At 66.7% G+C, this 22126-nt stretch carries 20 protein-coding genes and 1 pseudogene; 16 read left to right on the forward strand and 5 right to left on the reverse strand.

What is annotated here, in order from left to right; genetic code table 11:
- Positions 1-150: 150 nt before the first annotated feature.
- The 3 genes from ACYQ7X_RS07165 to ACYQ7X_RS07175 all read right to left on the reverse strand — a co-directional run bounded on the left by ACYQ7X_RS07165 (position 151) and on the right by ACYQ7X_RS07175 (position 2257).
- Positions 151-867, reverse strand: coding sequence for an SDR family oxidoreductase (locus ACYQ7X_RS07165; protein ID WP_459696234.1), 717 nt, complete (start codon positions 865-867; stop codon positions 151-153).
- A gap of 65 nt (positions 868-932) precedes the next feature.
- On the reverse strand, positions 933-1607 hold the full coding sequence (locus tag ACYQ7X_RS07170) for a peroxiredoxin-like family protein (RefSeq protein WP_459696235.1): 675 nt from the start codon (positions 1605-1607) through the stop codon (positions 933-935).
- A 29-nt stretch (positions 1608-1636) separates the two neighbouring features.
- A complete protein-coding gene (locus tag ACYQ7X_RS07175; protein WP_459696236.1) occupies positions 1637-2257 on the reverse strand; it encodes a glutathione S-transferase family protein in 621 nt (206 codons plus the stop codon).
- 106 nt (positions 2258-2363) lie between these two features.
- Between ACYQ7X_RS07175 and ACYQ7X_RS07180 the strand changes: the two are divergent.
- The 13 genes and pseudogenes from ACYQ7X_RS07180 (at position 2364) to ACYQ7X_RS07240 (ending at position 16085) form a co-directional block, all read left to right on the forward strand.
- Positions 2364-3260, forward strand: a pseudogene (locus ACYQ7X_RS07180) (LysR family transcriptional regulator).
- 99 nt (positions 3261-3359) lie between these two features.
- The gene (locus tag ACYQ7X_RS07185; RefSeq protein WP_459696237.1) at positions 3360-4130 is read left to right on the forward strand and encodes an enoyl-CoA hydratase/isomerase family protein; all 771 of its coding nucleotides are present in this window, start codon (positions 3360-3362) and stop codon (positions 4128-4130) included.
- A gap of 84 nt (positions 4131-4214) precedes the next feature.
- Positions 4215-5078 carry an alpha/beta fold hydrolase gene (locus ACYQ7X_RS07190; protein WP_459696238.1) on the forward strand — a complete coding sequence of 288 codons (864 nt, stop codon included), beginning with the start codon at positions 4215-4217 and terminating at the stop codon, positions 5076-5078.
- Between the two features lie 164 nt (positions 5079-5242).
- Positions 5243-6202, forward strand: a complete 960-nt coding sequence (locus ACYQ7X_RS07195) for an alpha/beta fold hydrolase (RefSeq protein ID WP_459696239.1) — start codon at positions 5243-5245, stop codon at positions 6200-6202.
- Positions 6203-6605: 403 nt separating this feature from the next.
- On the forward strand, positions 6606-7481 hold the full coding sequence (locus tag ACYQ7X_RS07200; RefSeq protein WP_459696240.1) for a transketolase: 876 nt from the start codon (positions 6606-6608) through the stop codon (positions 7479-7481).
- A complete protein-coding gene (locus ACYQ7X_RS07205) occupies positions 7478-8437 on the forward strand; it encodes a transketolase family protein (RefSeq protein WP_459696241.1) in 960 nt (319 codons plus the stop codon). The genes ACYQ7X_RS07200 and ACYQ7X_RS07205 overlap by 4 nt, the downstream gene beginning before the upstream one ends.
- Before the next feature lie 3 nt (positions 8438-8440).
- Positions 8441-9934: an FGGY family carbohydrate kinase gene (locus ACYQ7X_RS07210; RefSeq protein ID WP_459696242.1), complete on the forward strand. Its 1494-nt coding sequence runs from the start codon at positions 8441-8443 to the stop codon at positions 9932-9934.
- Between the two features lie 11 nt (positions 9935-9945).
- Complete coding sequence (locus ACYQ7X_RS07215) at positions 9946-10938, forward strand: ABC transporter permease (RefSeq protein WP_459696243.1); 993 nt, start codon at positions 9946-9948, stop codon at positions 10936-10938.
- A gap of 74 nt (positions 10939-11012) precedes the next feature.
- Positions 11013-11963, forward strand: coding sequence for a substrate-binding domain-containing protein (locus ACYQ7X_RS07220; protein WP_459696244.1), 951 nt, complete (start codon positions 11013-11015; stop codon positions 11961-11963).
- Between the two features lie 13 nt (positions 11964-11976).
- Complete coding sequence (locus ACYQ7X_RS07225) at positions 11977-13512, forward strand: sugar ABC transporter ATP-binding protein (protein ID WP_459696245.1); 1536 nt, start codon at positions 11977-11979, stop codon at positions 13510-13512.
- A 40-nt stretch (positions 13513-13552) separates the two neighbouring features.
- On the forward strand, positions 13553-14314 hold the full coding sequence (locus ACYQ7X_RS07230) for an SDR family oxidoreductase (RefSeq protein WP_459696246.1): 762 nt from the start codon (positions 13553-13555) through the stop codon (positions 14312-14314).
- Between the two features lie 10 nt (positions 14315-14324).
- Entirely contained in the window at positions 14325-15284 is a 960-nt protein-coding gene (locus ACYQ7X_RS07235; RefSeq protein WP_459696247.1) for a sugar-binding transcriptional regulator, read from the forward strand.
- An 18-nt stretch (positions 15285-15302) separates the two neighbouring features.
- Positions 15303-16085, forward strand: a complete 783-nt coding sequence (locus tag ACYQ7X_RS07240) for an SDR family oxidoreductase (RefSeq protein ID WP_459696248.1) — start codon at positions 15303-15305, stop codon at positions 16083-16085.
- On the opposite strand, the gene ACYQ7X_RS07245 is transcribed toward ACYQ7X_RS07240, so the two are convergent.
- Positions 16075-16626 (reverse strand): hypothetical protein, encoded by a 552-nt coding sequence (locus ACYQ7X_RS07245; RefSeq protein ID WP_459696249.1) that lies wholly within the window; start codon positions 16624-16626, stop codon positions 16075-16077. The two genes, ACYQ7X_RS07240 and ACYQ7X_RS07245, sit on opposite strands and share 11 nt — an antisense overlap.
- Positions 16627-16750: 124 nt before the next feature.
- Here ACYQ7X_RS07245 and ACYQ7X_RS07250 point away from each other — a divergent pair, with 124 nt between their 5' ends.
- The 3 genes from ACYQ7X_RS07250 to ACYQ7X_RS07260 are packed head-to-tail and all read left to right on the forward strand — an operon-like array spanning position 16751 to position 21133.
- Positions 16751-17311, forward strand: a complete 561-nt coding sequence (locus ACYQ7X_RS07250) for a PAS domain-containing protein (protein WP_459696250.1) — start codon at positions 16751-16753, stop codon at positions 17309-17311.
- On the forward strand, positions 17308-20739 hold the full coding sequence (locus ACYQ7X_RS07255; protein WP_459696251.1) for a chemotaxis protein CheB: 3432 nt from the start codon (positions 17308-17310) through the stop codon (positions 20737-20739). Before ACYQ7X_RS07250 ends, ACYQ7X_RS07255 begins: the two co-directional genes overlap by 4 nt.
- Positions 20740-20746: 7 nt before the next feature.
- Complete coding sequence (locus tag ACYQ7X_RS07260; protein WP_459696252.1) at positions 20747-21133, forward strand: response regulator; 387 nt, start codon at positions 20747-20749, stop codon at positions 21131-21133.
- Between the two features lie 79 nt (positions 21134-21212).
- Here ACYQ7X_RS07260 and yghU read toward each other — a convergent pair whose 3' ends face one another.
- A complete protein-coding gene (yghU, locus tag ACYQ7X_RS07265; protein ID WP_459696254.1) occupies positions 21213-22085 on the reverse strand; it encodes a glutathione-dependent disulfide-bond oxidoreductase in 873 nt (290 codons plus the stop codon).
- Positions 22086-22126: the final 41 nt, after the last annotated feature.

The raw sequence follows: 22126 nt of genomic DNA on the forward strand, positions 1-22126 counted from the left end.
CTTCCGATCCTCGCGCGGGCACTCGCCGGCTTTTTGGCCAAACATCGGCATCTGCGGCTTGAATTCGTGAGGCGCGACCATGTCGGCGATCTCGTGGCGGATGGTTTCGACATGGCCTTGTGCTTCGGCGCTCCCTTCGGCGGGATGCGGTCAGAAAGCCGCCTTGCCGATCGACGCGCCGCCATCGACATGCAGCGTCTGGCCGGTGATGAAGCCGGCCTCCTCCGAGAGCAGGAAGGCGATGGCCGCGGCGATCTCCTCCGGCTGGCCGAAGCGTGCCATCGGCACCGCCGCCAGGTAGCGCCGCTCCCCGGCGCTGCCCGGCGGGTTGTTGGCGCGAAACAACTCCGTCTCCGTGGGGCCCGGCGAGACCGCGTTGACCGTGATGCCCGTGCTTGCCAGTTCAAGCGCCCAGCTGCGGCTGAAGCTGACGAGCGCCGCCTTGGCTGCAGCATAGGCGGTACGCTCAACCGATCCGAGGACCGTGAGGCTGGAGATGTTGACAATCCGCCCCCAGCCGCGTTCCACCATACCTGGCAGCAGCGCCTGCGCGGTCTGGACGGCGGGATGCAGGTTGACGCGCATCACCTCTTCAAGGGCCGGAAGCTCGACCGCGCCGAGCCGCTGCGGGCGCACGAGGCCGACATTGTTGACCACGCCATCGAAGCGGAACCGCGTCCTGAGGTCGGCCAAGATGGCGTCGGTCGCCGGCGTATCGGCCAGATCGACGGGCACGAGCATGCCCGGGAAGCCGGGCGCAGGGCTGCGGGCGAGGCCGATGACGGCATGCCCCTGCCGGTTCAGCCGATGGGCGAGAGCGAGGCCGATGCCTTTGCTGGCGCCGGTGACGAGGAAGGTGCGGGGCATCAGGGGGATCTCTCGCGTGCGAACCCTGGCCACCGGGGTGGCCGGGGCTCGGCTGCCAAGGGGGCTCAGGCGGTGATGGTGGCGGCCCGGCGCAGCGCCGGCAGCATGTCCTCGGGCTCGGGGCGGCGGGTATAGTCCGGATTGACCTCGGCATAGAGGATGGTGCCGTCCTGCGCGATGACGAAGCGGCCGGGCATCGGCAGCGTCCAGCTCGGGTCGCCATTGAAGGCGGGCAGATCGCTTTTCAGGCTCTTGTAAAGATCGATCAGGTAATCGGGCAGTTCGAAACGTAGGCCGAAGGCGGCGGCGACAGTGTTATGGCTGTCCGACAAGATCGCGAAATCGAGCGCGTTCTGCCGGACCGATTTGCGGCTGTTCACCGGCGTCTGCGGCGAGATCGCGAGCAGGTTCGCGCCGAGCTTCCGGAACTCCGGCAGCGCCGCCTGCAGCGCTTGCAGCTCCATGTTGCAGTAAGGGCACCAGACGCCGCGGTAGAAGCTCACCACGAGCGGCCCTTGGGCGATGAGCTCCGCCGAGGAAACGGGCTGGCCGTCCGGATCCTCGAGCGTGAAGGCGGGTGCCTTGTCACCTGCCTTGAGCGCGCGGGTGACGGCGCCGCTCGCGATCAGTTCCGCCGTCGCCCGGTGCATCGTCTCTATCACCGCCGGCGGCACGTTGTAGGGTGGCTTGCCCGCTTCGAAATCGGCCTTGAAGGCGTCGAGCTTGGCTTGCAGCATCATCGTTATGGTCCTTTGTAGATAAGGCGTTTTCAGGCGGCAGGCACGAGCGTGCTGACGCGGGCGACGGCGCGCTGGACGGCGGGTCGCGCTTCCATCTCGGCGTACCAGCGGGCGAGGTGGGGCGCCTCGTCGAGCCCGACGCCCGCGAAGTCGCGCCGCCAGAGCCAGCCGAAATGCGCGATATCGGCGATGGTGAGGTCATTGCCGGCCATGAAGCGGTGTGTGGCCAACCGCCCATCGAGCAAGCCGACGGTGCGTTTCGCTTCTGTCAAGAAACGTTCGATCGCGATCGGCTGCGGCTCGGCCGCGAAACGCTGGAAGAAGCCAGACTGGCCGAAAGCCGGGCTGAGGCCCGAGGCGTGGAAGAAGAGCTGCTCGAACACCCGCGCCCGGGCCTCGCCGGCGGCGGGCAGCAGGCGACCGGTTTTCTCCGCGAGATAGACGAGGATCGCGGCGGACTCGGTCAGCACCAGATCGCCATCGACGAGCACAGGCAGCTTGGCGTTCGGGTTGAGGGCCACGAAGCTCGGTGCCTTCTGCTCGCCCTTGCGGATGTTGACGCCGTGCAGCGCGTAGTCGAGTCCAAGCTCCTCCAGCGCGATCGGCACCTTGATGCTGTTAGGCGTGGCGAAAGCGTAAACCTCGAGCATGGCTTTGTTCCCTGGACTGCGTATGGTGTGGGGATCAGATGCCGCCGGCCGGCTCGACACGGCAGCAGGCCCTGAGCAATAACGTTCATTCCGCGGAGGAATGGCGATGGACCGATATCAGGCGATGGCGACCTTCGTGCGCGTGGTGGAGACGGGCTCCTTCTCCGCGGCCGCCCGCCAGCTCCATATCGGCCAGCCCGCCGTCTCCAAGACCATCGCGCAGTTGGAGGGCCGGCTGCAGGTCAGCCTGCTCATCCGCTCGACCCACGGGCTGAGCCCGACCGAGGCGGGCCAGCGCTATTACGAGCGCGCCAAAGCCGCCATTCAGGAAGCCGACGCGGCCGAGCTTGCCGCCCGCAGCGCGGGGGCCGGCCTCTCGGGCTGCCTGCGCGTCTCGGCGGCGACCACCTTTGCCCGGCTGCATATCGTGCCGCTGCTGCCGCACTTCCTCGACCAGTATCCTGATCTCGAGATCGACGTGATCCTCGATGATCGGGTGATCGACCTGATTGCGGAGGGGGTTGACGTTGCGTTGCGAATGGGTGCGCTGCCTGACAGCTCCGCCGTCGCGCGTAAGCTGGCGACGGGCGGCCGCTCGGTGCTGGCAACCCCCGCTTACCTCGCGCGTGCGGGGGAGCCGCAAAGCCCCGCCGACCTCGCCGGCCATGAGGCGGTGACCTATAGCCAGCTTCCCGATGCCTGGTCCTTCACCCGTGATGGCGCGGCAGCCTCGGTCTCGGTGCGCGGTCGGGTCCGGGTCAGCGCGGCGGAGGGGCTGCGTGCTGCGGTGCTGGCCGATATGGGGCTGACGATCGCGTCCGACTGAATGTTCGGCCCCGAACTCGCGAGCGGCGCGGTGCGCCGTGTGCTGGAGGGCTGGGCGCTGCCGCCGATCGACCTCTGGGCGGTCTTCCCCGCCGGCCGCATGGCAAGCGCCAAGGCGCGGGAGTTTGCCCGCTTCGTGGAAGCAGCCATGGCCCGGCGCTATTCCACCGCGGAATAACCCTTATCGCCGCCCGATCTCCTCCGCTCCTGCGCCGAACCGGGTAGCAAATCCTCACGCCGGTCATTGGAGGCCGGCACGAGATCAAGGATCACCCTGATGGCCGAGTTCGAAACCTATCGCGATGCCTTCCCGAATGCCCGTCTGACCCGCAAGGCGAACGGGGTGCTGGAAGTCAGGCTGCACACCGATGGCGGCAAGCTCGTCTTCAACGGCCACACGCATGAGCAGTTCGTGGACCTCTTCCACCAGATCGGCGAGGATCACGCTAATCGCGCGGTCATCCTCACCGGCTCGGGCGATGCCTTCATGGATGCGATCAGCCCCGAGGGCTTCGATTTCTTTACCCCCCGCGGCTATGACAAGATCTTCCGCGAGGGCCGCAAGGTGCTGACCAATATCCTCGATATCGAGGTGCCGATGATCACGGCGCTCAACGGGCCGGTGCTGCTGCATAGCGAATACGCCCTGCTCACCGATATTGTGCTCGCCACCTCCGACACCGTGTTCCAGGACAAGCCGCATTTCGAGTTTGGCATTGTGCCAGGCGATGGCATGCATATCCTCTGGCCCGAGGTCATCGGCTCCATCCGCGGGCGCTACTTCCTGCTCACTCGCCAGGTGCTGGATGCGGCGACGGCGAAGGAATGGGGCGTTGTCAACGAGATCGTGCCGGCCGATCGCCTGCTCGCCCGCGCCCATGAGATCGCGGATGGTATTGCCGCGCTGCCGCCGCTCACCGCCAGCTATACGCGTATCGCGCTGACGCAGCGCCTGCGGCGGCTGGTCGAGGAAGGCACCGGCTATGGTCTCGCCCTCGAAGGCATCAGCGCCGCCGAGGTTGCGCGCACGATGGCAGCCCAAGGCTAGACTGAGCGACCGATCCAATCGCGTCGCCCGGCTCATGTCACCGGGCGGCGCCGACCCCGTCTCCTTCTTCCGCGAGGGCATCCCATGACCCAGATTCGCTACAGCACTGTCGATGTCGATGGTTTCAAGATCTTCTACCGCGAAGCCGGAGACCGCGCCCGCCCGACGCTTCTGCTGCTGCACGGCTTCCCTTCTTCCAGCCACATGTTCCGGGATCTCATCCCGCTACTCGCCGAGCGTTTCCACCTCGTCGCCCCCGACCTGCCGGGCTTCGGCCTCTCCGAGATCAAGCCCCGCAGAGACTTCGAGTATAGCTTCGACAACCTCGCCCGCGTGATCGGCCGCTTCACCGAGGTGCTCGGCCTCGCCCGATACGCGCTCTATGTCTTTGACTATGGCGCGCCGACCGGCTTTCGCCTCGCGATCGCGCACCCCGAGCGGGTGACGGCGATCGTCTCGCAGAACGGCAATGCCTATGAGGAAGGGCTGAGCGAAGGCTGGGATCCGATCCAGCGCTACTGGCGCGAGCCGAGCGAGGCCAACCGCGAGGCGCTGCGGGCGCTGCTGACGCCGGCCTCGATCCGCTGGCAGTACGAGCATGGCGTGGCTGACGTCAGCGCCGTGTCGCCGGACGGCTCCGCGCTCGACGCCTGGTACATCGCCCGGCCGGAGGTGGACGAAATCCAGCTCGATCTCTTCCGCAGCTATGCCACCAACCTCGCCCTCTATCCCGCGTTCCAGGCGTATTTCCGCGAGCACCAGCCGAAGTTCCTGGCGATCTGGGGGCAGAACGATCCCTTCTTCCTGCCGCCCGGCGCCGAGGCCTTCCGCCGCGATCTGCCGCAGGCGGATATCCGCTTCCTCGATACCGGCCACTTCGCGCTGGAGACGCATGCGGGCGACATCGCGGCCGCCATCGTCGAGGTGCTGGGCAACCAGGCGGCCTGAGGCGGGAGCGGTTCGTGGTCGCTTGCGCGCCCTTCGATCCGCTCCGGCGCGATCGTCGTGCATGTTGATGACTCTGCGCCGTGCTCTGCCGCGGATCTCTCCCGCTCAGCCTGCTTCGTCTGTCGGGGATCTACGCGAAGCCTGCGCGCAACGGAGGAAGAATAATGATACCAGAACAAGAGCAGCCTGCCGGCAGGCGCGCGATGGCGAGTGTGGAGGCGACGGCGCTCCGCTCCGTCTCATCCACCACCAGCTATCATCGCGTCGAGATCAATGGCGTGGGCGTCTTCTACCGCGAAGCCGGGCCGCGCGATGCGCCTGCGATTCTGCTGCTGCATGGCTATCCCTCTTCTTCGCGCCAGTGGGACGCTTTACTGCCGCTCCTCGCCGATCGCTATCGCGTGATCGCGCCGGACTATCCAGGCTTCGGTCATAGCGATGCGCCGTCACCGGCTGACTACACCTATAGCTTCGACAATCTGGCCAGGACGATGGACGGGCTGGTCCGCCAGCTCGGCCTCAATCGATATGCGCTCTTCATGCAGGATTATGGCGGCCCGGTCGGCTTTCGCCTGGCGATCGCGCATCCCGAACGGGTGACATCGCTCATCGTACAGAATGCCAATGCCTATGAGGAGGGCCTCGGTGCCAAGTGGCGCGGTATCGCCGAGTATTGGGCTGACCCGCAGGCGCATCCCACGCAGCTCGAGGCCTTCATGTCCTTGAAAGCCGCGCGCGAGCGCCATCTCGGTGACAGCCCCCACCCCGAGCGGTACAACCCGGATAGCTGGACCGACGAATATGCCAGCCTGATGCGTCCTGGCCAGAAAGAGATCCAGGCGGCACTGCTGAACGACTATCGCACCAACATCGCTTCCTACCCGGCTTGGCAGGCGTGGATGCGCGCCCGACAATTGCCGATGCTGGTCCTCTGGGGGCGCTACGACCCGTCCTTCATCCTGCCGGGAGGGGAAGCCTATCTGCTGGATGTGCCGAGCGCGGAACTTCATCGTCTCGATGCCGGCCATTTCGCGTTGGATGAAGCGGCCGACGAGGTAGCTTTCCTCACGCGGGAATTCCTCGCGCGCTACGCTGAAGCGCCAGCCATCGCAGGCCGACGCTAAACCAGATCCTGGTCGGATGGAATAATCCGACCAGGCGACGATGCTTGCGCAAAGAAGCTGCGTGAGTGGAGGTGAACCGCTCGGGACCTCGCGCGCAACCGGCGGGGTGCCGGGCGGTCAGGCCGCCACCCGCCCTCGCGCACCCTCAAACTCGTCCCGCCGCGACTGATGACCGTCCGGGCCCGGCCCCGAAAGCCCCGGCGAGGGCGAGACGGTGCCCGCGCGCCCCTCTCCGAGCGCGATCCTGCCCAAGGACCGCGGCGCGACCGAAAACCGCCGGCGAACCGAAGGCTGCTTACCCCATACGGATTTTTCGCTTGACGGGCGCGGTGAGACTGCGCATCCTGAATTTCAATTCGACAATGAATAATTATTCTAATATCGAGGAAAGCGGCGGATCCAGATGGCGGATTATGCGATAACGCGGCCCAGCGCGGATCTGCGGAGCCTGCTTGCCAGCGCCCCCATGGAGGAGAGGCGTGCCCTGCTGGCGGGCGTGGCCCGCGATGTCCGCCTGCTCATCCTGAAAACGATCGACCGCGCGCGCGCCGGGCATATCGGCGGCGACTTCTCTGTGACCGATATTCTGACGACGCTGTTTTTCGGTGTCCTGAAGCTCGATCCCGCAAACCCGAACTGGGAGGAGCGAGACCGCTTCATCCTGAGCAAAGGCCATTGCTCCGCCGCGCTCTATGCGGTGCTGGCGCTGCGCGGATTCATGCCGGTGGAAGCGCTCGAAACCTTCATGGCGCCGCTCTCGGCCCTCAACGGCCATCCCAACCGCCGGAAAGTGCCGGGTGTTGAGGCCAATACAGGGCCGCTCGGCCATGGCCTGCCGATCGGTCTTGGTTGTGCGATCGCTGCACGCCTCAAGCGGCAGACGTGGCGCACCGTCGTCGTTCTCGGCGACGGCGAGTTGCAGGAAGGCTCCAACTGGGAGGCGGCGATGGCCGCGGGGCATCGTGGTCTCGGCAATCTCACCGCGATCGTCGATCGCAACCGGCTTCAGCAAGGCGCGCGCACGGAGGAGACCAATCGCCTCGATCCGCTCGGTGATAAATGGGCCGCCTTCGGCTGGGAGGTGCGCGAGATCGACGGGCATGATCTCGCCGCACTCTACGAAGCCTTCACGGCGGCGCCCGACGACAAGCCACGCTGCATCATCGCTCATACCATCAAAGGCAAGGGCGTCTCCTTCATCGAAGACCGCGTGGAATGGCATCACAAGGTGCCAACGCCTGCACAGGTTGAGCAGGCAGAGAAGGAGTTGTCCGCATGAGCGCGGAGGTTATCGAGGCGCCAGGAGCCGCGCCGAGCTTTGACTGTCGGGCGACATTCGCCGAAACGCTGATCGCCCTCGCGCGGACAGACGAGCGGATCGTCGCCGTCTGCAACGATTCAGTAGGTTCAAGCAATCTCGGTGCATTCCAGAAAGAATTCCCGGATCGCCTCATCAATGTCGGCATCGCCGAGCAGAATATGGTAGGCGTCGCCGCTGGCCTCGCCAATGCCGGCTTCGTTCCCTTCGTGAGCTGTGCTTCGCCGTTCCTCACCGGCCGCGCGCTGGAACAGATCAAGGCCGATATCGCCTACAATAACTACCACGTCGTGCTCTGCGGCCAGAGCCCCGGCATGGCCTATGGCGAGCTGGGGCCGACGCATCATTCGCTGGAAGATTTCGCCTGGATGCGGGCGCTGACGGATATGACGATCCTGGTGCCGGCGGACCCCGAACAGACGCGCGCGGCGCTGACCTGGGCGGCCGACGCCGCGCGGCCGATCTTCATGCGTATCGGCCGCCATAAGGTGCCGAGCGTGACGCCGGAGGGCGCAGGCTTCACGCCGGGCCGCGCCGGCTTGCTGCGCGACGGCCGGGACGTGACGCTGATTGCCTGTGGCACCATGGTCTCCCGCGCGCTGGCAACGGCCGAACTGCTTGCCCAGGATGGCATCGCGGCGCGGGTCTTGAACATGGCGACGATCCAGCCGCTCGACGAGCAGGCGGTGATTGCGGCCGCGCGCGAGACGGGGCGGATCGTGACGGCGGAAGAGGCGATCATCCATGGCGGCCTCGGCTCGGCGGTCGCCGAGTGTGTGGTTCGTCATTGCCCCGTGCCCATGCGCATCCTCGGCATGCCGGGTTTTGCGCCGACCGGCAGCACGAACTTCCTGCTCGATCATTTCCACCTCAACGCCGAAGGCCTGGCCGCCGCGGCGCGGGAATTGGTGGCTTAGGCGATGACAGGGCGCGCCCTCCTCGCGATCGACCAGGGGACGAGCGGCACCAAGGCCATCCTCGTGGGCCCAGCCGGCGAGATCCTGGCTAAAGGTTTCGCGCCTCTGGAGGAGATGCATCCGCAAGTCGGCTTCGTCGAGCAGTCGCCTGGCGCGATCTGGCAGAGCGTACAGAGTGCTGTCAGCGTCTGTCTGGCCGCCGCACCGGGCTTCGCGGTGGAAGCGGTCGGCCTCAGTGCGCAGCGTGAATCGGCGGTCATGTGGGACCGGATGACCGGCGAGGCTTTGATGCCGGTTTTGAGCTGGCAGGATCGGCGTGCCGCCGGCCTTTGCACGGAGCTCGCCGCCCGGCCTGCAGGCGCTCGGGTAGAGGCGCTGAGCGGCCTGCCGCTCGATCCCATGTTCTCGGCAGCCAAATTCGCCTGGGCATTGCGTCATCATGAGGGTGTCGCGGCGGCTGCACGCGCTGGCAGGCTGGTCTGTGGAACCGTCGAGGCCTGGCTGCTCAGCCGCTTCGGCGGTGAGCCGGTGACCGAGATCGGCAATGCCTCCCGCACACAATTGCTGCGCACGGCCGATGGGGTGTGGGACGAGACGCTCAGCGATCTCTTCGGCATCCCCGCCGCGGCGCTGCCGGCACTCCGCGCTTCGACCGGGCCTTATCCCGCGACGCGCGGCCTCCATCCTCTGCCCGATGGCACGCCGGTGCTGGCGGTGATGGGAGATTCTCACGCGGCGCTCTTTGCCCATGGCGGCTTCGCGCCCGGCACGGTGAAGGCGACCTATGGCACCGGCTCCTCGGTCATGGGGCTGATCCCACAGGCGGAGGCGCTGGGCGACGGGCTTTGCCTCACCATCGGCTGGCAGATCGGCGAGGCGGCGCCCGCGCTCGCCGCCGAAGGCAATATTCGTGCGACGGGGGCGGCGCTCCGCTGGATGGCGCGCATGCTCGGCATGAGCGTCGATGCGATGGCCGATCTTGGCGCAGCAGCGATGGGACGTGGTGCCGTGCTGGTGCCGGCCTTCACCGGCCTCGGCGCGCCCTATTGGGATCAAGATGCGCGCGGGCTCATCGCCAATCTGACGCTCGACATGGGGCCCGCCGATCTTGCACGCGCGGCGATGGAAGCGGTCGGCCATCAGGTCGCGGATGTGGTGGAGGCGATCGGCGGCAAGGCCAGTGTTGCGCGCCTCTTCGCCGATGGTGGGCCGAGCCGCAACAGGGCCCTGATGCAGATGCAGGCCGATCTCGCTGGATGCACCATCCTGCGCTCGGAAGCGGCCGAACTCTCGGCGCTCGGCGTGGCCCATATGGCGGGGCTCGGCGCGGGCTTCTGGTCGCTAGACGAACTCGCCGCACTCGATCGCCGGCATGAGGCCGTGGCACCCAGCCTGTCGGATGCAGCCCGCAAAGATGCGCGCGCCGCTTGGGCAGATGCAGTCAGCCGCGCCCGCGCCCCAGTGCCGCTTACCAAGACGGCCGAAAGAGCCGCATGAAGGGAAGAGCGATGTCCACCTCCACCTCAGCCGCAGGCGGCGGCGCACAGGGCGTCAGCCGCGCCCTGCTCACCCGGCTGATGACGGGCAGCCAGGGCCCGCTGATCGGCCTCGTACTGCTCTGCATCGTGTTTTCGCTGACGAGCGACGTGTTTCTCGCCACCCGCAATTTTCTCAATGTCATCGACCAGGTGACGGTGCTCGGCATCCTGGCCCTGGGCATGACGGGCGTTATCATCATCGGCGGTATCGATCTGTCTGTCGGCTCCATTCTTGCCGTCTCCTGCATGGTCTTCGGCTGGCTGCCGCAGGATTACGGCGTGCCCTATCCGCTCGCCGTTTTGCTCGCGCTCATCGCCGGCGGCGGTTGTGGCCTTATCAACGGCCTGCTGATTACCCGCGCCAAACTGCCGCCCTTCATTGCGACGCTGACCGTGATGTCGGTCGCGCGCGGGCTCGCCAATCTCACCACCGGCGGTGAGCAGGTGGTGGGCTATCCGAACTGGTTCACCAGGCTTGCGACCGTGCGCCACCTGGGTTTCCTCTCCGTCACGGTCGCGCTCTTCATCCTGCTTGCGATCGGCGGCGCGATCTTCCTGCGCTACCGGGCGACGGGGCGGAGCCTCTATGCGATTGGCGGCAATGCCGAGGTCGCGCGGCTTGCTGGCATCAAGGTGCGGCGGCTCACCATCTGGGTGTATATCGTCTCCGGCGTGCTCGCCGGGCTCGCCGGGCTCGTGCTTTCGGCGCGGCTGGACAGTTCGCAGCCGAGTGCCGGCCTCGGCTACGAGCTTGATGCCATCGCCGCCGTCGTCATCGGAGGCGCGAGCCTATCAGGCGGCATCGGCAGCATCGGCGGCACGGTGGTCGGCGTGCTCATCATCGGCGTGCTGCACAACGGGCTGAACCTTGTCGGCGTCTCGCCCTTCATCCAGCAGATCATCATCGGCTGCGTCATCGCCGCGGCCGTGACCATCGACAAATTTCGCCGCCAGGGAAGCTGAGGGCGCATCTGCGCCCCGCCCGGGCCGGCGGATGGACGTGCCTGCACGATAAACAAAAACGGAGAGGAAAGAGAATGTTCAAGACAAAACGGCGTCTTCTGGCGATGTCGGCGCTTGCCGCGCTCGGGTTTGCCGCGAGCCCGCTGATGGCGCCCGGCGCCCAGGCGGCGGAGCCGACCATCGGCCTCGCGGTCGCCAATCTGCAGGCGAATTTCTTCAACCAGATCAAGCAGTCGGTCGAGGCGGAAGCCAAGGCCAAGGGGCTAAAGGTCATCGTCGTTGATGCCCATGGCGATAGCGCGACGCAGGTCAACCAGATCCAGGATCTCATCACACGGGGCGTCAAGGCGCTGATCTACATCCCGGCCGGTGCGACCGCGGCGGGCGTGCCGGTGAAGGCTGCGGAGGCTGCGCATATCCCGGTGATCGCGGTCGATCGCAACCCGCCCGATGCGCCGGCGACCACTTTCATCGCGACCAACAGCGTCCAGGCCGCGCATACGCTGGGCGACTATGTCTGCAAGATCTCAGGCGGCAAGGGCGAACTCGCCATCATCCAGGGTCAGCTCGGGACGACGCCGGAGATCGACCGTAACAAGGGCTTCAACGAGGCGATGGAAAATTGTCCTGGCATCAAGCTCGTGGCCAAGCAGGCAAGCCAGGAATGGTCCCAGGCGGAAGGCTTCAACATCGCGCAGGATATGCTGCAGCGGCATCCGAATATCTCGATCTTCTTCGGCCGGGCCGATGCGCTGGCCTTGGGCGCGGCCCAGGCCGTGAAGGTCGCGAACCTCAACCATTCCGTCATCGTGGTCGGCTTCGATGGTGATACCGCCGGGCTGAAGGCGGTGCAGGATGGCGTGCTGGCGGCCACGATGACGCAGCAGACGCAGAAGATGGGCCGCATGGCGGTCGATTCCGCAATCGCTTTGATGGATGGCAAGACGGTGCCGGCCCAGCAGTTGCAGCCGGCGATCCTAACGACCAAGGCCAATGTCGCGCCGCTCATCGCGCAACATCCCTGATCGTAAGCAGATCATGGAAGCGATGATGGCGGCGCCGGGCGAGGCGACGAGGCTCCGGCCGGCGGAGGGGCGCGCGGTGCGCCTTTCCGTCCGCGGTGTGGGCAAAAGCTTCGTCGGCACCCAGGTGCTGCAGGATGTCGATCTGACGGTGCGGGAGGGCGAGGTCGTCGCCCTCCTCGGGGAGAATGGCGCCGGCAAATCGACCCTCTCCGCCATCATCGCGGGCCTCATCCAGCCCGATACCGGCAGCATGACCTGGGAGGGAGGCGCCTATGCCCCGGCCTCCCCGGGCGATGCCATGGCCCATGGCGTCGGCCTCATCCACCAGGAAATGCGGCTGCTGCCGGACCTCACGATCGCCGAGAATGTCTTCGTCGGGCGCCTGCCGATGCGGGCCGGGCGCATCGATCGTGCCGCCATGCGGGCGGAGGCGGCCGAGCAGTTGCGCCGCCTTGGCCTCGATATCTCGCCTGAGACGCCGGTGCGCAAGCTGTGGGTCGCGGCGCAGCAGCAGGTGGAGATTGCCAAGGCGCTGACGCTGAAGGCGCGCCTCCTGATCCTCGACGAGCCGACAGCCGCCTTGGGTGGCGGAGAGACCGACCGGCTCTTCACCCAGATCGCGGGGCTGAAGGCGGAGGGCTATTCCTTCATCTACATCAGCCACCGGCTGGAAGAGATCGCCCGCATCGCCGACCGCGTGGTGGTGTTGCGCGACGGCCGGAAGGTGGCCGAGCACGAGACGGCGCAGGTGCCGGTCGATCTTCTGCTGCAAGACATGGTGGGCCGCAGTATCGACCGGCTCTTTCCCACCATGGCGCCGCCGCGCCCACGCGAAGTGCTGACCTTGAGCGGACTGACAGCTGCCGACGGGGCCTTTCGCGATATCAGCTTCAGCGTGCGGGAGGGCGAGATCTTCGGCATCGCCGGCATCGTGGGTGCTGGGCGGACGGAGCTTGTGCGCGCCATCGCCGGCGCCGATCCCATTGCCGCGGGCCGCATTACGCTTGATGGGCGGGACGTGCCGCTGCGCAGCCCCGCCGAGGCGATCGCTGCCGGCATCGTGCTGGTGCCGGAGGATCGCAAGGGCCAGGGCGTGCTGCTGGAGCAGACGATCGGGGACAATCTGGCGCTCGGCAATATGGACCGCGTCGGCCGCCACGGCTGGATCGGGCCACGCCGGGTGCGGGACTTCGCAACCGCGCTGATCGAACGGCTCGGCGTGAAGGGGCGGGCAGGGCAGCAGGCGCGCTATCTCTCGGGCGGCAACCAGCAGAAGGTGGTGATCGCCCGCTGGGTGGCCCGCGCGCCCAAAGTGTTCATTCTCGATGAGCCGACGCGCGGCATCGATGTTGGCGCGCGGGCGGCGATTTACGAGGTGATCGCCGATCTCGCGCGGAGCGGCATGGCGGTGATCGTGGTGAGTTCGGACCTTGAGGAAGTGCTCGGGCTGTCGCACCGGGTGATGGTACTGGCGCGCGGGCGGCAGATGGGCGTGCTCGACCGCAAGGACGCCAACAATATCGCGGTCATGGCGCTGGCGACGGCGTGAAGCGTGGGCGCGGGACGAGAGAGGGGAGGGGAGGGCAAGGATGGATCTGTTCGATTTGACAGGTGAGGTGGCGCTCGTAACGGGTGCCGGCAGCGGCATCGGCCAGCGCCTGGCGGTGGGGCTCGCCCAAGCGGGTGCTGACGTTCTTTGCTTTGATCTGCCAACAAGCCAGGGGCTGGCCGAGACGGCCGGGCGGATCGGGGCGCTTGGGGGCCGCGCCGCAGTCGCCACCGGGGACGTGACGCGCGCGGAAGATCTGGCGGCGGCGGTGCAGGCCGCCGAGGCGCTCGGCCCCCTCTCGATCGGCCTCAATTGCGCAGGAATCGCCAATGCCGCTCCGGCGGAGGAGATGGGGCAGGCGCAATGGCAGCGCATGTACGATGTCAACGTCACCGGTGTTTTCCTCTCCGCCCAGGCGCAAGCGCGCGTCATGCTCCCTCGGCGGCGCGGCGCGATCGTCAATATCGCGTCGATGTCTGGCGTCATCGTCAATCGCGGCCTGCTGCAAGCCCATTACAACAGCGCCAAGGCTGCAGTGATCCATCTCTCCAAGTCGCTCGCGATGGAATGGAGCGACCGCGGCATTCGGGTGAACTCGATCAGCCCTGGCTATACGGCGACGCCGATGAACATCCGCCCTGAAGTCGCCGATCAGGTGAAGCAGTTCGAGGCCGATACGCCGCTTGGCCGCATGGCGCGGGTGGACGAACTGGTCGGTCCGGCCGTATTTCTTGTCAGCCGCGCCGCTTCGTTCGTGACAGGGGTCGATCTCCTGGTCGATGGCGGCTTCGTCTGCTGGTGAAGGACCGATCTTGCCGAGACCCGATGAACTTCGCCTCATCGCGCGCGTCGCCCGGATGTATCACCTGGAGGAGATGAGGCAGGCCGATATCGCCGAACGGCTGATGATCTCGCAGGCGACGATTTCCCGCCTCCTGCGCCGCGCGCGGGAGGAGAATATCGTCCGCATCAGCGTGCAGACGCCATCCGGCACCTTCCCGGAATGTGAGGAGAGCCTTTGCCGCAAATTCGGCCTGCGGGAGGTCATCATCGCCGAATGCGCCGAGGAGCGTGAGGGACAGATCCTCCGTCGGATGGGGGAGGCGGCGGCGCATTATCTGGAGACGACGCTGCAGCCGGGCGAGATCATCGGCATCTCCTCTTGGAGCGAATCCCTGCTGCACACGGTCGAGAACATCCATCCGCAGCGCAAGGGCAGCGGCGGCCGGGTGGTGCAGATCCTCGGCGGCATGGGCGATCCGAGCGTGCAGAAGCACGCGACCAATCTCACCCGCCGGCTCGCCCAACTCGTCGGTGCGCAGCCGCAGCCCTTGGCGACGCAAGGTGTCACGCACTCCAAGACGGCGCAGGAAGCCTTGCTCAGCGATCCCTTCGTGCAGGAGACGATGCGCTCCTTCTCCGAAATCACCACCGCTCTGGTCGGCATCGGCGGGGTTGAACCCTCGAAGCTGCTGGCCGATAGCGGCAATGTCTTTACACCCGACGAATTGGCCGAGCTTGCACGCCTCGGCGCTGTCGGGGATATCTGCCTCAACTTCTTCGATGCGCATGGCGCGCCGGTACCCTCGGCTTTCCAGGAACGGGTGATCGGCATCGGCCTTGCCGGCCTGCGCGCGGCAAAGCGCGTGGTGGCGGTGGCGGGCGGCACGCGTAAGCGCGCGGCGATCCTCGGCGCGATGCGCGGCCATCTCATCGATGTTCTCATCACCGATCAATATACGGCTGCCTGGCTCGACGCTGCGGCGGCCTGAAAAAGGGGAGCGTGCGTCATGGGGTTTCTGGAAGGCAAGGTCGCCGTCATCACCGGTGGCAGCCGCGGCATCGGCGCTGCCATCGCCGAGCGTTTCCTGCGCGAGGGGGCGGCGGTCGTGCTCGCCGCGAACGAGCTCTTGGTTCATGAAACGGCGGCGGCACTCGGCGGCGAGGATGGGAGGGTCGCCGGCATCGTCGCGGATGTGACGCAGGTGGAGGATGTCGCCCGCATCTACGATCTCGCCGAGGAGCGCTTCGGCGGCGTCGATATCTCGGTGCAGAATGCCGGGGTCATCACCATCGCGCGCATCGAGGAGATGACGGAAGCGGAGTGGGACCGGGTGATGGATGTCAACACCAAGGGCGTCTTTCTCTGCTGCCAGGCGGCGATCCGGCGGATGCGGAAGGGCGGGCGCGGTGGGCGCCTCATCAATACCGCCTCCGGCCAGGCGCGGCAGGGCTTCATCTTCACGCCCCATTACGCTGCGAGCAAATTCGGCGTCGTCGGGCTCACCCAGAGCCTTGCCAAGGAAGTGGCGAAGGAGGGGATCACCGTCAACGCTTTCTGCCCCGGCATCATTGAGACCGAGATGTGGGCCTATAATGACAGCGCCTGGGGCAAGCTGCTCGGCAATTACGCGCCCGGCGCGTTGATGGCGGAATGGGTGCGCAACATCCCGATGGGTCGCGCTGGCAAGGGCGGGGATGTCGCCGGGCTCGTCGCCTTCCTCGCGGGCCCCGATGCCGCCTATATCACCGGTCAGACGATCAATGTCGATGGCGGGCTCATCATGTCCTGAGCGGGGGTGAGCCGTTGCCCTGCATGGGCACCAGCGGCTCCGAGGGGGCAGCGCGGAAGGCCCGCCAATAGACCGCGAGCTTGCCGATGAAAACGCCGCTGATCGCGCCCGAAGCCGCAATGTCGAGGGCCGCGAAACCCGTGCTCGCCGCCAGCCCCGGATCGGCCCCGAGCGCATAGGCGAAGGCGTATTTCACCGCGAAGCTGAGGAGCACGATGGGCAGGAGGGTCATGTCACCCGGCCGGCCGATCAGCCAGCGCGCATGGTCCGCCCGCACCCGCAGGCCGCGCAGCAGCGCCTGCCCGATGGCGGCGCCGAGCGCGAGGCCGAGGAACCAGAGCACCACCAGCAAAAGGCCGGGATGCAGCACGGTGATCATTTCCCAGATGCCCCAGAGCGTGAACAGCAACGGCACGATGAGTAGCCGGCCGAAGCCATGCACCGCCGGCTGGCGGGCAGCGAGCCCACGCCGGACGAGGACCACCAGAAGCACGTAAACCCACCAGGGCGTATGGGCGAGCGCCGCGCCGATCTCCGCCATATCCCGCGCCTCCCTCGGCTTTTCCAGCCCGACAATCTGCCGGATCGGCCCTGAACACAAGTTCGGGACCGGGGTTGAACCCCCCCAGGCGCCCGGCTAGCTTCGCTTTGGTGGAAAAACGCGCGTGACGATTGAAACGATACCCCCGCAGCTCAACGGCTATTTTGAGCGTTCTCCCGTGGCGCTCTCGCTTGCTTTGGCCGGGGGCCAGCACGCGCTCGCCTTCGTCAACAGTGCTTTCGAGCGGCTGACTGGCTATGCCTTGTCCGAGATCATCGGGCGAAACTGCCGCTTTCTCCAGAAAGATGCCGATAACGCGGAGGCGCGGGCCAAGCTGCGCGCCTTCCTGAGTGCTGCCGAGCCGGCGCAGGTGCGGGTGATGATCCTCAATTTCCGCAAGGACGGGCAGCCCTTTGTCAATCTCCTCACCATGACCAAGCTGCGGCGGCAGAACGGCGCGACGCCCTATATCCTCGCCTCCCAGTTCGACATCAGCCGTTCGCAGCCGAAGATGCTCGCGGCCTACGATTCGGCGCTGGGCGATACCTTTTCCCGCCTCAGCCCGGCGCTCGCCGAGCATGGCATGATCATCGAAAGCTCACTGATCACCATCGGCAACACGGCCGCCGCGATTGCCCAGGCGAAATTGACGCTGGCAGAGGCGGGCGCAGGCGACGCGGCATGAACGACGTCGCGCCCGCGATGGTGGCGGCGGATCGCCTGCCGGTGGTCGGCATCGGCGCGTCTGCCGGCGGTCTCGAAGCGCTGCGCGACATGCTGGGGGCGGCGCGCCTGCCGACCGGCATGGCCTTCGTCGTCGTCCAGCATCTCGATCCCAATCATGAAAGCATGCTGGCGCAATTGCTGGATCGGCACACGGTTCTCGCCGTCCATCAATGCGAGGGGGGTGAGCGGCTGGCGGCGGATCGGGTCTATATCATCCCGCCGGGGCGTGGACTCGCCATCCGCCAGGGCGTGCTGGAGCTGACGGATTTCGCCCAGCCGCGCGGGCTGCGCCGCCCGATCGACGATTTCTTCCTCTCGCTCGCGTCCGATCAACAGGCGCTGGCCGCCTGCGTCATCCTCTCCGGCACCGGGGCGGATGGCACCACGGGGCTGCGCGCGGTGAAGGAAAACGGTGGCGTCTGCATCGTCCAGCAGCCGGAGACGGCGCGTTACGACGGCATGCCGCTCTCCGCCGTCGGCACCGGCCTGGTCGATTTCATCTGCCCGTCGGGCGATATTTTGGAATGCCTGCGCAATTTCTTCGCCCGCAAGGACGGCGAGGGCAAGGGCAGCCCGGCGGCAGGCATCGCCGATCATGTCGATGATCTCTGCCGGGTGCTGCGCGGCACCATCGGGCATGATTTCGCCGGCTACAAACGCTCCACCCTCATCCGCCGGGTAGAGCGGCGGATGCACGTGCTCGGCATCACCGCGGCGGGGCAATATCTGCAACGCCTGCGCGGTGATGCGGCGGAGCGGGGCGCGCTCTTTCGCGATCTCCTCATCAATGTCACCCGGTTCTTCCGGGATGCCGAATTGTTCGAGATGCTCCGCGCCCGGGCGATCGAGCCGATGCTGCGGCGCGAGCCGCGCGATGAGGAGGATCTGCGGGTCTGGGTGCCGGGCTGCTCCAGCGGCGAGGAGGCCTATAGCATCGCCATGCTCTTCGCCGAGGTGGCGCGCAGTCTCGGCACACGCCCCGGCGTGCAGATCTTCGCGACCGATATCGACGAGCAGATGCTGCAGATCGCCCGCGAAGGCACCTATCCGGCCAGTGCGCTCGCCGATATTCCGGCGCCGCTCCGCGAGCGCTATGCCATGCCGCATGGGGACCGGTTTTCGATTGCCGGGCCGGTGCGCGATCTCATCCGCTTCTCCAACCACAGCCTGGTCAAGGATCCGCCGTTTTCCCGGATCGATCTTCTCTCTTGCCGTAACCTGCTGATCTATTTCGGCGAGCGGCTGCAGCAATCGGTCCTGCCGCTTTTGCATTACGCGCTCAAGCCCGGCGGCGTGCTCTTTCTCGGCCCCTCGGAAAGCGTTGGCCGCTTCGAGCACCTGTTCCCGCCGATCGACCAGCACGCGCGGCTTTTCCTGCGCTCGCCCGGCGCGCCGAGCTACCCGATTGACCTGCCCGGCCAGCGCGGCTCGGCCCCGCCATGGCGCAGCCGGGTGACGCGCGAGACCGAAAGCAGCTTTGAGGATGAAAGCGCGGCGACCCGCCGGCTGCTCGAACGCTATGCCCCGCCCAGCCTCGTCGTCGATCAGGATGGCGGCATCCTCGCCGCCCACGGCCGCCTCAGCCGCTACTTCAATTTCCCCGTTACCCGCACCGGCGGATCGAGCATTACGATGCTGGCGCGGCCCGGATTGCGCGATGTGCTCGGGCCCCTGCTGCGCCGCGTGCGCGAGGAGCGCAAGCCCGTCCGCGCGCGGGACGTGACGGTGAGCAGCGAATTCGGCCAACAGCCGGTCGAGATCGTCTGCGATCCGCTGGGAGACGGCACCTTCCTCTTCGTCATTCGCGATACCGGCCCCTTCGCCCGGGCGGACGATCCGGACATCGCCGAGCTCGATCTCGGCGGCGATGTCGTCGAGGGGTTGGAGGAGGAGCTGCGCCTCACCCGCCATCGGCTGCGCAGCGCCGTGGAGGAGCTGGAGACCGCGAATGAGGAGCTGAAAAGTTCCAATGAAGAAATGATGTCGATGAACGAGGAGTTGCAATCGACCAACGAGGAGCTGGCGACCGTTAATGACGAGCTGAAAAGCAAGGTCGATCAGCTCACGGTCGCCAATTCTGATCTGCGCAACTTCCTGCAATCGACCGAACTCGCCGTGATCGTGGTCGATCCCGATCTGCGCGTGCGGAGCTTTACCGAGGCGGCGACCGCGATCTTTCCCCTCCAGCCTTCGGACAAGGGGCGGCCCCTCGGCGATGTATCGAGCCGGCTTGGCGAGACCGACTATCTTGAGGATGCGCGCACCGTGGCGCTCGGCGGCCCCGCCATCCAGCGCCGGGTGGTGGGCCGCGATGGGCGCAGCAGCTATGCTCTCCGCATCCTCCCCTATCGTAGCCAGAGTGGGCTGACCCAGGCGGCGACCCTCGTGCTCACCGATATCACCGAGGCGCTCACGCTCGAACGCGCGCTCGCCGCCGAGCGTCAGCGGCTCGATCTCGCGATCACCGCGGGCGGCATCGGCATCTGGGAATACAGCCCGCAGAAGGACGAGGTGCGGCTCGACCCGGCCGAGAGCCGGCTCTTCGATCTGCCCGAGCAGGAGGCGCTTCCGCTGGCTGCCTTGTTGCGCCGGATCGAGCCCGAGGATCGGGATAGCGTCACCTCCCTCCTTGAGCGTACCGTGCGCGGGGAGGGGGATTTCGCGGCGAGCTTCCGCCTTCGCACCCAGCCGGGTTCGGTGCGCTGGATCAAGAGTTTCGGGCGCCTCACCGGCCAGGCCGGCGCCCCCCGCATCCTCGGCGTCTCGATCGACGTGACGGCGGAATACGCGCTATCCGATACGCGCGAGTTGATGCTGCGCGAGATGAACCATCGGGTGAAGAACCTCTTCGCCATCATCGGCGGCATGGTGACGGCGGCGGCCCGGTCGCACCAGGATGTTGGCACCTTCGCGCTCGACCTGCGGGAGCGGGTGGTGGCGCTCGGCCAGGCGCATTCGCTGGCTTCCCCGATCGGCGAGGATCGCACCATCGGCCTTGCGGATCTTATCGACACGACCCTTGCCCCCTATCGTGACCATGCCCAGATAAGCGTGGCTGGCCCGGACGTGTTGATTGATCGCGGCTGCCTCTCGCCGCTCGCGCTGATGCTTCATGAATGGGCAACCAATTCGGTCAAATATGGCGCGCTGGGCGCTGGGCCAGGTGGCAGTCTGGCACTTTCCTGGCGGGTCAAAGGAGACGGTCTGGTGTTTGACTGGCGTGAGGAAAGCAGCCGCATCGCAGCTCCGAAGCCCGGCACTGGGTTCGGCACTCTGCTGGTGGAGACCTCCTCCCGCCAGCTTGGCGCGCGGGTGAACCGCGAGGCGCGGCCAGGCTACTTCGCGCTTGAGCTGATCCTGCCGCGGAGGGTTCTGATCGATGCCTGAGCGCGGCATGCCTGAACGGGTCTTGTTGGTCGAGGATGAGTTGTTCGTCGCCCTCGACGTTCAGATCACCGTGGAGGAAAGCGGCCTCGCGGTGGAAGGGCCCTATGGCACCTTGCAGGAAACCCTGGCGGCGCTGAGCGCCGGCCTGCCACGGCCGGTCTGCGCCATTCTTGACGTTCGGCTGCGGGATGGCGAGGTCTATCCGGTGGCAGATCGGCTGCGGGAGGCGGGGGTACCGATCATCTTCCACTCCGGCCATGCGGACCAGCGCACGCTGGAGCAGCGCTATCCCGGTGCGGCGGTCTGCGGCAAGCCCTGCTCGCCGGCGACCTTGCGCGCCAAGCTGGCAAGCCTGCTCGCAAGCAGGGGGCCGTCGCTGGCCCCGAGCGCCTGAGCGCCGGCGCGTAAGGCAACCGAGCTTCGGGAGCGCCCGGTCCGGCCGGACTGATCTCGTCCGGCCGCGCCCTTTCCCGTCAGGCCTGCACGCTTGCCTGGGCTGCGCTCTGATCGAAGTCGGCTGCCGAATGGCGCTCCGCCAACTGCTCTTCCTCCGGCCCCATGATGCGATTGACCCGGCGGCCACGGCGCACCGCCGGCCGCGCCGCGATCATCTCCGCCCAGCGCACCACATGCTTGTATTCATGGACCGAAAGAAATTCCCCGGCGTTGTAGAGCGCGCCGAGCGCGAGCTGGCCATACCACGGCCAGATCGCCATATCGGCGATGCTGTAGTCTTCCCCGGCGATGAAGGTGCGCTCCGCCAGCAGCCGGTTCAGCACATCCATCTGGCGCTTCGCCTCCATCGCGAAGCGGTTGATCGGGTATTCAAGCTTCTCCGGGGCATAGGTGTAGAAATGCCCGAAGCCGCCACCGAGGAAGGGGGCGGAGCCCATCTGCCAGAAGAGCCAGTTCAACACCTCGGTGCGGGCAGGGCCGGAAGCGGGCAGGAAGGCGCCGAACTTCTCCGCCAGATAGACCAGGATCGAGCCCGATTCGAAGACACGCACCGGCGCCGCGCCGCTTCTGTCGAGCAGCGCCGGGATTTTGGAGTTGGGATTGACCGCGACGAACCCGCTGCCGAACTGATCGCCATCGCCGATGCGAATGAGCCAGGCATCATACTCCGCACCTGCATGGCCGAGAGCGAGCAGCTCCTCCAGCATCACCGTGACCTTCACGCCGTTCGGCGTGGCGAGCGAATAGAGCTGCAGCGGATGCTGGCCGGTCGGCAACTCCTTCTCATGCGTGGCCCCGGCCACGGGGCGGTTGATCGAGGCGAATCGCCCGGCCGGTTCGGCAGGCGGGGTCCAGACCTGGGGCGGCACATAGGCGGGGCTGTCACTCATCGGGGCGTCTCCGGCCGGTTGCACAAAACATCGGCGCGACC

The organism is Acidisoma sp. C75 (genome assembly GCF_054665095.1).